At 35.7% G+C, this 8,502-nt stretch carries 8 protein-coding genes; 4 read left to right on the top strand and 4 right to left on the bottom strand.

Annotated features, from left to right (window positions below):
- Positions 1 to 279: 279 nt before the first annotated feature.
- Complete coding sequence (locus tag F6K22_RS22435) at positions 280 to 720, bottom strand: riboflavin biosynthesis intermediates N-glycosidase (protein ID WP_293102907.1); 441 nt, start codon at positions 718 to 720, stop codon at positions 280 to 282.
- Positions 721 to 753: 33 nt separating this feature from the next.
- On the opposite strand from F6K22_RS22435, the gene F6K22_RS22430 reads away from it, so the two are divergent.
- The 3 genes from F6K22_RS22430 to F6K22_RS22420 all read left to right on the top strand — a co-directional run bounded on the left by F6K22_RS22430 (position 754) and on the right by F6K22_RS22420 (position 5,874).
- Positions 754 to 957: a hypothetical protein gene (locus F6K22_RS22430; RefSeq protein WP_293102904.1), complete on the top strand. Its 204-nt coding sequence runs from the start codon at positions 754 to 756 to the stop codon at positions 955 to 957.
- A 98-nt stretch (positions 958 to 1,055) separates the two neighbouring features.
- Positions 1,056 to 2,189, top strand: coding sequence for a redoxin domain-containing protein (locus F6K22_RS22425; protein ID WP_293102902.1), 1,134 nt, complete (start codon positions 1,056 to 1,058; stop codon positions 2,187 to 2,189).
- A gap of 412 nt (positions 2,190 to 2,601) precedes the next feature.
- Positions 2,602 to 5,874, top strand: coding sequence for a HEAT repeat domain-containing protein (locus tag F6K22_RS22420; RefSeq protein WP_293102899.1), 3,273 nt, complete (start codon positions 2,602 to 2,604; stop codon positions 5,872 to 5,874).
- A gap of 123 nt (positions 5,875 to 5,997) precedes the next feature.
- Here the strand turns inward: F6K22_RS22420 and F6K22_RS22415 are convergent, their stop codons facing one another.
- The 3 genes from F6K22_RS22415 to F6K22_RS22405 form a co-directional block, all read right to left on the bottom strand.
- Positions 5,998 to 6,222: a hypothetical protein gene (locus F6K22_RS22415; RefSeq protein ID WP_293102897.1), complete on the bottom strand. Its 225-nt coding sequence runs from the start codon at positions 6,220 to 6,222 to the stop codon at positions 5,998 to 6,000.
- Entirely contained in the window at positions 6,215 to 6,343 is a 129-nt protein-coding gene (locus F6K22_RS22410) for a hypothetical protein (RefSeq protein ID WP_293102894.1), read from the bottom strand. The genes F6K22_RS22415 and F6K22_RS22410 overlap by 8 nt, the downstream gene beginning before the upstream one ends.
- A gap of 327 nt (positions 6,344 to 6,670) precedes the next feature.
- Positions 6,671 to 6,820 (bottom strand): hypothetical protein, encoded by a 150-nt coding sequence (locus F6K22_RS22405; protein ID WP_293102892.1) that lies wholly within the window; start codon positions 6,818 to 6,820, stop codon positions 6,671 to 6,673.
- A gap of 456 nt (positions 6,821 to 7,276) precedes the next feature.
- Here F6K22_RS22405 and F6K22_RS22400 point away from each other — a divergent pair.
- On the top strand, positions 7,277 to 8,502 hold a 1,226-nt coding region (locus F6K22_RS22400), incomplete at its 3' end, for an ABC transporter ATP-binding protein/permease (protein ID WP_293102890.1).

The following is an 8,502-nucleotide window of genomic DNA, read 5'->3' as shown; positions in this document are numbered from 1 at the left end:
ATATTTTTGAATAATTCTTTCCTCAATATATGTACAGTTGAAAATCTATTATCATTCTTTAATGTGCAACCCCATTTTATCGATACTACCGGAGATGATATAAGCAAAAAATATTTACCAAAAAATGAGGTCAAAAGCCTCCCCTTTTAAGGGGATGAAAAAAATATTTAACTCAGTATTTCAAGCCTCCGACTTTAGTCGGAGGTTCACTGATAACTGATAACTGATAACTGATAACTGAAATGACCCTGTCAGTTCTACTACTTCATCGGATGTCTATTAATTTTGCTGTCTCAACATATCTCTTACTTCCATTAAAATTTTGCCTAATTTATTTTCTCCACTACCATCTTTTCTCCGACCCCAATACAAATCTACGGGAGATTTATAAACTATTTCCTCATCCCCAGTAGATAGCAATATTTCCTGAATTTCAGAATTAGCAGCAAATTTGTTGAATACTGCTGTGAGCATAATTTCATATTTGACCTGTTCCCAGTCTGAACGTAATGGTCGGTTGCGGTCGTTGCCCAGATTTGCTGCTTCTCCAGGCGTTGCTGCTAGACGAATTTCCTCAGCATCAGGAGTATCAGGAAATTTTTGGGCTTGAAAATAATGTTCGCTGGTTGCCCACCAATAACCGTCTAATTCAAAACCGTGAGCGGAACAATTGGAGAAACAACCATATCTACTAAGAGTGCTGTAAAATGAAATTACCATAATTTTTCTCACTAATACGAAAAAATAACAGCCTTGGTAATGCGTGGCTATGATTTTTCTGGCATTGTAGAAACTGGGTTGGTATTAGATGGGGATGCTGATATCTGTCTCCAACAAACCCGGTTTCTTATCACACCAGAACTATTATTTCATAGCTCGATTAACCAACACCAAAATAACAATAGATCGGGATTTGTAACAAATTATTTAATGTTCCGATATTTTATGAATATTTAGTGTATAAATTGTTTGATAAATATTCTGTGAATACTTATACATATTGTGTATATAAATTTAGAATAGACTCAATAGTTAAATAAAATTACAATTCTCAGATGATTAAATCCACAAAAACCTTAACTTTAGGAGACCATACTATTCCTTTTGCTTTGCCAGACCAATCGGATAAATTATTATATTTCAGAGATGAAGCTGGTAAGCCAGCAATTCTAATTTTTTATGCCTCTGATGAAATTCCTGCTTGTCAAGATATAGCTTGTGCATTTCGAGACTTAATACCTACTTTTAATAAATTTGATTTACAAGTTTATCTAATTAGCTCTGACTCACCAGAAGTTCATCAAAAATTTGCCGAAGAATATAATATTCCTTTTCCATTGCTGTCAGATTCTAAGAATAATATTAGTCGTAAATATGGTGTTTGTTTTCCTGTAGATAATGACCAGGAAAATATGCAATATAGCCGGGTAGCTTTTTTGCTAGATCCTAACCAAAGAATAGTTAAAATTTATCCTCTCAAGTATTTATCAATTAGTATTGAAGCAATTTTAAAAGACATTAAAAATATACTACCTCAAGAGGAACCGCGTCATATTCAGGTGCAGGCTCCGGTATTGTTAATTCCTAATGTTTTTTCTCTAGAATATTGTAATTATTTGATTGATATTTGGCGTACAAAAGGTAATGATGAATCAGGTTTTGTGCGTAAAAAAGGTGAGAAAACTGTGGGATATATTGACCACACTCATAAGATTAGAAGAGACCATTTTGTGACAGATGAGAAAATTATTGCCAGTTTAAATAAAATGATGAAGTCAAGGGTATTTCCAGAGATTAAAAAAGCTTTTAATTTTAATGTTACTAGACAAGAAAGGTATAGAATAGCTTGTTATGATGGCAGTCTTGGTGGTTTTTTTAATGCACATCGCGATAATACTACGCCAGGTACAATACATAGAATATTTGCAATGACATTAAATTTGAATGTAGGGGAATATGAGGGAGGATTTTTAAGATTTCCAGAATACGGACCTCATTTCTATCAACCTGATACTGGTAGTGCGGTGATTTTTTCTTCTTCTTTGATGCACGAAGCTACTCCGGTAACATCTGGTTTAAGGTTTGCACTTTTGAATTTTTTCTATGGAGATAAAGAGTCAGAAGCGAGGAATAATTATGAAAATAGAGCGCAGAATGATTATAATGCGGTGGTTAGGGTGAATAGTTAGAATTGAGAATTCTGAATTGAGAATTGAGAATTCAGAAGTAATTCTTGACTGAGTTTGAGAATTTATAAATTTCCTCACTAATTAATGTAGTGCTAAAATAATTAGAATTGAGAATTGAGAATTGAGAATTGAGAATTGAGAATTCAGAAGTAATTCCTGACTGAATTTGAGAATTTATAAATTTCCTCACTAATTAATGTAGTGCTAAAATAATTAGAATTGAGAATTGAGAATTGAGAATTCAGAAGTAATTCCTGACTGAGTTTAAGAATTTATAAATGTCTTCACTAATTAATGTAGTGCTAAAATAAGTTGTAATATTTTATTGTAGGCGTTTGGTCTCTAAATCCTATTTTTACTTGGGTTTGCATACCAAATTTCTACAGTTTTTTTCACAAATTATTGGTGAATTATGGATTTCTTTTCAATTGCAAAAATAGCAGGACCAATTGCAGGATCTTTGGCGAATATTGTTGTTCAAAAAGGATTTGAATTTATTAATAAAACAGACGTACAAAAAGCAATTGAAGCTGGAATCAAAGCTGCGGAAAAACAGCAAGAAAAATTACCTCAAAATGAGCGTTTATTTTATTCAGCTAAAAAAGATGGTTTGTCTGGAACCGATAATTTTTTAAATCACTATTTTAGTAATTCTGGCGTTTTAGCAGAATTGCAAAAGCCATTAACTAATCAAGGCAAGCCAGATATTAAAGTTTTAACTGAAATATTTAAACAAGCAGCAGAAACTAAAAATATTAAATTAACTGAATTAGCTCTACCAAATTGGATAGAAACTTTTGTTGATGCTTATTTTCAAAACACCACAACTTATATTAAATTCCAAGTTACTAAAAAAAGTTATTTTAGGCAGTTAAACATCTGGTTTGATAATGTAATTTTTGCTGGTATTGATGTAGCAACGCAAGAAGAGGAAAGAAAAAAGTTAGTTGATATTTTTGTGATGCCAGATGTGCAGGAAGAAGCTTCTAAGCAAGATTTTTTCTTAGAGGAAAATCCAGAAAAACTAGAAAAGAGACTTTTAGTAAATACTTCTGGTCGTAAATTTTTAGCTTCTCAGTTATTGAGTGAAAATAAGTCTCAAAAATTTGTGATTTTGGGTGGACCTGGTTCTGGTAAAACAACCTTAATGAGTTATTTTGCTGTAATGTTGGCACAGAAAAATCCTCAACTTTTGGGTTTAGAACCTGATACTGACTGGTTGCCTATTTTAATCAGAATACCAGATTTTGTGAAAGATTTAGATACAAGTATTCTCGAACATATTCGTGTATTTGCTGAAAAGAATATGTCACTCCAAGATTTACCGACAGGATTTTTTGAGCATTGGTTAGAAGATGGTAGAGCTTTAATTTTACTGGATGGTTTGGATGAGGTTGCGGAAGAAACTAAACGTTATGATGTTGTGAAGCGCATAGAGACTTTTTTAGGGAAATTTGAGAAAAATAGAGCAATTATTACATCTCGTCCTGTGGGTTATCGGCGCGACTTTTTCAATACAGCAGAATTTCCCCACTATCAAATGCAGTCTTTTGATGATGACAAAATTTCCCTGTTTCTTGATAACTGGTACAACAGTCGTTTTGCAGATCCACAGCAAGCGCAAAGGTGGAAGGAAAGTTTACAAAAGGCGTTGGGTGAGAATGACAGGATTAAATTATTGGCAAGAAATCCGTTGTTATTGACGATTATTGCTTTAATTCATAGGTCTCAGGGCTTTTTGCCGAAGCGAAGAAATGAACTTTATGAGAAAGCAGTAGAGACATTGTTGGTTTCTTGGGATGAAATTAAGGAGTTGAGCAGTCATCAGCGACTGAAGCATTTGGATATGGACGATCTAAAACGGTTGATGGAATTGTTGGCATATTGGGTACATACTCAGGGAAAATTTGGGAATGAGGAAGAGGGTGGCACCGTGATAGATAAGGATGACTTGATTGAAAAGTTGAATCAGGAGATTCGGGAATTAAAGGATTTAAAGTTGTATCAAGCACAGGAAGAAACAGAAAGATTTCTGGAGTTGATTCAGGGGCGCACTGGTTTATTGAATGAGCAGGGGCAAGATTATTATGCTTTTGTGCATAAAACGTTTCAAGAATATTTGTGCGCTCAAGAGATTCAATATCGGGCAAACGATGAATATGATGTAGGGATTATTTTGAATTGTATTCGGGAGAATTTTCATGACTCCCATTGGCGCGAAGTTTTATTATTGCTGATAGTGGAACAAAATCCCAAAGCTGCTGCAAATGCTATTCGGATGATTTTGAATAATGGTAGTGAGTACGAGGAATGGTTACATCGGGATTTGTTATTTGCTGGTTATTGTTTGGCAGAAAATCCGAAGGGGATGCGGAAAGCTGATAGTAAGTTGGTGCAGGAAATTTTAGAGGCATTGGTTGAGTTGGAGGTGAGTAAAGAGGAGCAGGTTGGCGATAGGGTGCGCAGTCAGGTTTATCAAATTTTTTGTAGTTTGGGTGAAACTGACTTTGAAGAGCAAGCTTTAGAAATGTTGAAAGAGCGATCGGATTTAATTGATGAGGAGCGACTTTGGGGATATCAAGTTAGGTTAGGAGAAAAAGACCCGGTGATTCCATTGTTTGTGGAAAAGCTTTTGAAAAAAAAGGTTCGGTTTTGGCAGTTAAAGTCAGTCATATTGGATCAAATTTCGGAGGATGTAGTTAATGCTTTACTCGACCTGCTTAAGGATGAGAATTCTGATGTGCGTAATAGCGCAGTCGATGCTTTGCGTGAATTAGGCAACAGTTCGGAGGATGTAGTTAAGGCTCTGCTCGACCTGCTTTGGGATGATAATCATTTTGTGCGTTTGACGGCAGTCTTAACTTTGGGCGAATTAGCCAACAGTTCAGAGGATGTAGTTAAGGCTCTACTCAACCTGCTTGAGGATGAGAATTCTAGTGTGCGTTCGACGGCAGCCTTAGCTTTAAGTAATTTAGGCAACAGCTCAGAGGAAGTAGTTAAAGCTCTATTCAGCCTGCTTTGGGATGATAGTTCTCGTGTGCGTCTGAGTGCAGCCGAAGCTTTGGGAAATTTAGGCAACAGTTCGGAGGATGTAGTTCATGCCCTATTATCCTTGCTTGGTGATGAGAATTTTGATGTGCGTGGGAACACAGCCTTGGCTTTGGGCGAATTAGGCAACAGTTCGGAGAATGTAATTAATGCTCTACTAGAGCTGCTTTGGGATGATGTTTCTTATGTGCGTGGGTGGGCCGCCTATGCTTTGGGCAAATTAGGTAACACTTCGGAAGATGTAGTTCATGCTCTACTAGATCTGCTTTGGGATGATGATTCTCATGTGCGTGGGAGAGCAGCCATAGCTTTGGGCGAATTAGGCAACATTTCGGAGGATGTAGTTAATGCTCTATTTCAACTTCTTAGGAATGAGGATTCTTATATGCGTGGGAGGGCAGCCGATGTTTTGGGCAGTTTAGGCAATATTTTGGAGGATGTAGTTAATGTTTTACTAGAGCTGCTTTGGCATGAGAATTATTTTGTGCATTGGTGTGCAGCCAATGCTTTGGGCAAATTAGGCAAAAAATCTGATAAAATCCTTCTCCAAGTCAGTCAATGTATTCAAAAACATCAGGATTCAGAATATTTAGGCGCAAGTATTGATTTACTTTGGGATTTGGTTGTAGGGGAGTAGACGAGTGTGGGAAGTGTGGGAAGCAATAAGCGTAGGTTGGGTTGAGGCGCTCACACAGATTATGGCACGGATGCACAGATTAAGTGTAAGTGCGTATTGGGTTTCACTTCGTTCTACAAGAACCTACATTTCTGTTGATTTTGTAGGAGTAGATTGGGTTGAGGGACGAAACCCAACACCAATAATACCAATTTCAGAAAATATTACTACAGTGGTTTTATCTACTGGTGGGAATTTAGAGATTAATACTGTAACGACCTTTTTTGAATTTGGTATAAAGCTTTGTTGGGTTTCACTTCGTTCTACCCAACCTACGTTTATTGCATTGATAGCTGAACACTTAAACAACACTAAAAGTTTGAAAAAGTTGTTTCATTTCAGCTTTAAGTGCTGAAATTGCATCTTCTAAAGAATCACAATCATCTGTATCAAGTAAATGAGCATCACCAAAATCAGCACTTGACCACAAATAGAAAGGTAATCCAATAGTTAAACTTCCTCTCCACTTTTCTTCGTATGTATGAAGCGTAATAAAAAAATTTCTTGACCTAATATATTCCCGTTCCAGAACAAATTTCCCCCACAGAGAAAATCAGAAATATTCTGCAAAATCTATTTCGTTATTGTATTCCCAATCAGAGAAATTTGGAAAAGCGGTTTTTGCTTGTTCAATTGCCTCTTGAATTTCAACTTCTGTTAATAACATATTACTAGGATATAAATGAAATAACTACTTAGGTAAGGTTGATGGTAGGCAAATGGATCCCTCACACAGATTATGGCACGGATGCACAGATTAAGTGTAAGTGTATGTAATATACCACAAATATCTGTATAGAAAATTATCCACTGGGGTGTCATCCTCTATGATTAAATGACTAATATCGGGAGCAATTACTTCTTCTATTTCTACTGGTGTTTCATCTATTTTGATTTTAGATATCATATTCAGCTTGCTAATTTACTTAAGAATAAAATATTTACAAGGATTAATTGTAAGTAGGTAGGCGTGAATAAATGTCACTATGTAACTAAATGTTAGAGCATTTGAAACCCGTATCTATTGCTTCCTTCCCCTCTGCGACCGTCGCTTCGGACGTACTTGTAAATTTTTTCACTTACTTACTTATTATATACTAAAATTGAATAATCAGAAGTCAGAAACGAATCAAAATGATAAAAAAAATTAACCTTAATTTCAGTGGATTTCAGCGATTAATTGTAAGTAGGTAGGCGTGAATAAATGTCACTATGTAACTAAATGTTAGAGCATTTGAAACCCGTATCTATTGCTTCCTTCCCCTCTGCGACCGTCGCTTCGGACGTACTTGTAAATTTTTTCACTTACTTACTTATTATATACTAAAATTGAATAATCAGAAGTCAGAAACGAATCAAAACAATGAAAAAAATAAACCTTAATTTTAGTGGATTTCAGCGTTTTTGGGCAGTGGCAAAATCTTACTGGTGGGAGTCTGAAGAAAAATGGAAAGCTATTGGTTTACTGTTATTTATCATCTTTTTATTAATTTTCCATGCACGAATGAATGTTCTGCAAAATTCACAAAGAGGAGAATTTATCTCCGCATTGGCAAATCAAGATTCGGGCAGATTTTGGCAGGCTGTCCTGATGTATCTTGGAGCTGCTTTAACATATATGCTAATTCTAGCTTATAGTCACTATTTAGAAGATAAAGTTCGCTGGTTTTGGAGAGGTTGGCTAACGGATTTTTATCTACAAAAATACATGAAAAATCAAAAGTTTTATCAGCTAGGTTCTTGGACGGGAAAAATTGATAATCCAGATCAGCGTATTTCTGAAGATATTGAAAATTTTTGCCACATGGCTTTGACTTTATTTATGCACTTTAGCAGAGCTTTTTTTAATATCTTTGCTTTTGGAATTGTTCTCTGGTCAATTTCTCACAATCTTGTGATTTTACTAATTGTATATGCTTGTGTGGGAACGTTAATAACAACAGTTGGATTTGGTAGTATTTTAATTCCTCTGAAAGCAGAGCAACTGAAACGAGAAGCTAACTTCAGATTTGGTTTGGTGCGGATTCGCGAAAATGCTGAATCTATAGCTTTTTACAGAGGTGCAGTTCGTGAGTTGAATAATCTGAAGCAGATATTCAATAGAGTTTTAAGTAATTACAATAAAATTATTGCCTGGGAAAGAAACTTAGAGATTTTTAGCAATGGATATCAGGCAATTACTTGGGTATTACCTGCTTTAATTCTCGGACCGAGAATTTTAGCTGGCGATACTGAAGTAGGAGTTTTAACAGAAGCGGGAGGTGCTTTTATCAATGTATTCAACTCTCTAATTGTTATTATCAGACAGTTTGAGCGAATGACTAATTTTGTGGCAGCGATCGAACGTTTGGAGAGTTTTGAAAAAGTTCTAGACGAACCACAAACGTTACCAACGGAGGAGAATCAGACAATTGAGGTCGTTGAAGATGCACGTTTACATCTGGAAAATCTGACTTTGCAAACTCCTAACTACCAACGAACATTAGTTAAAGATGTATCTGTAGAAGTAAAAGCAGGGGAAGGACTACTAATTGCTGGAGCGAGTGGTGGCGGCAAAAGTTCTATTTTACGAGCGATCGCTCGTAAAAT

This window comes from Okeania sp. SIO2F4, assembly GCF_010672385.1.
In the GTDB taxonomy this organism is placed as follows: Bacteria; Cyanobacteriota; Cyanobacteriia; order Cyanobacteriales; family Microcoleaceae; genus Trichodesmium.
This window is presented reverse-complemented; position numbering and strand designations above follow the sequence as displayed.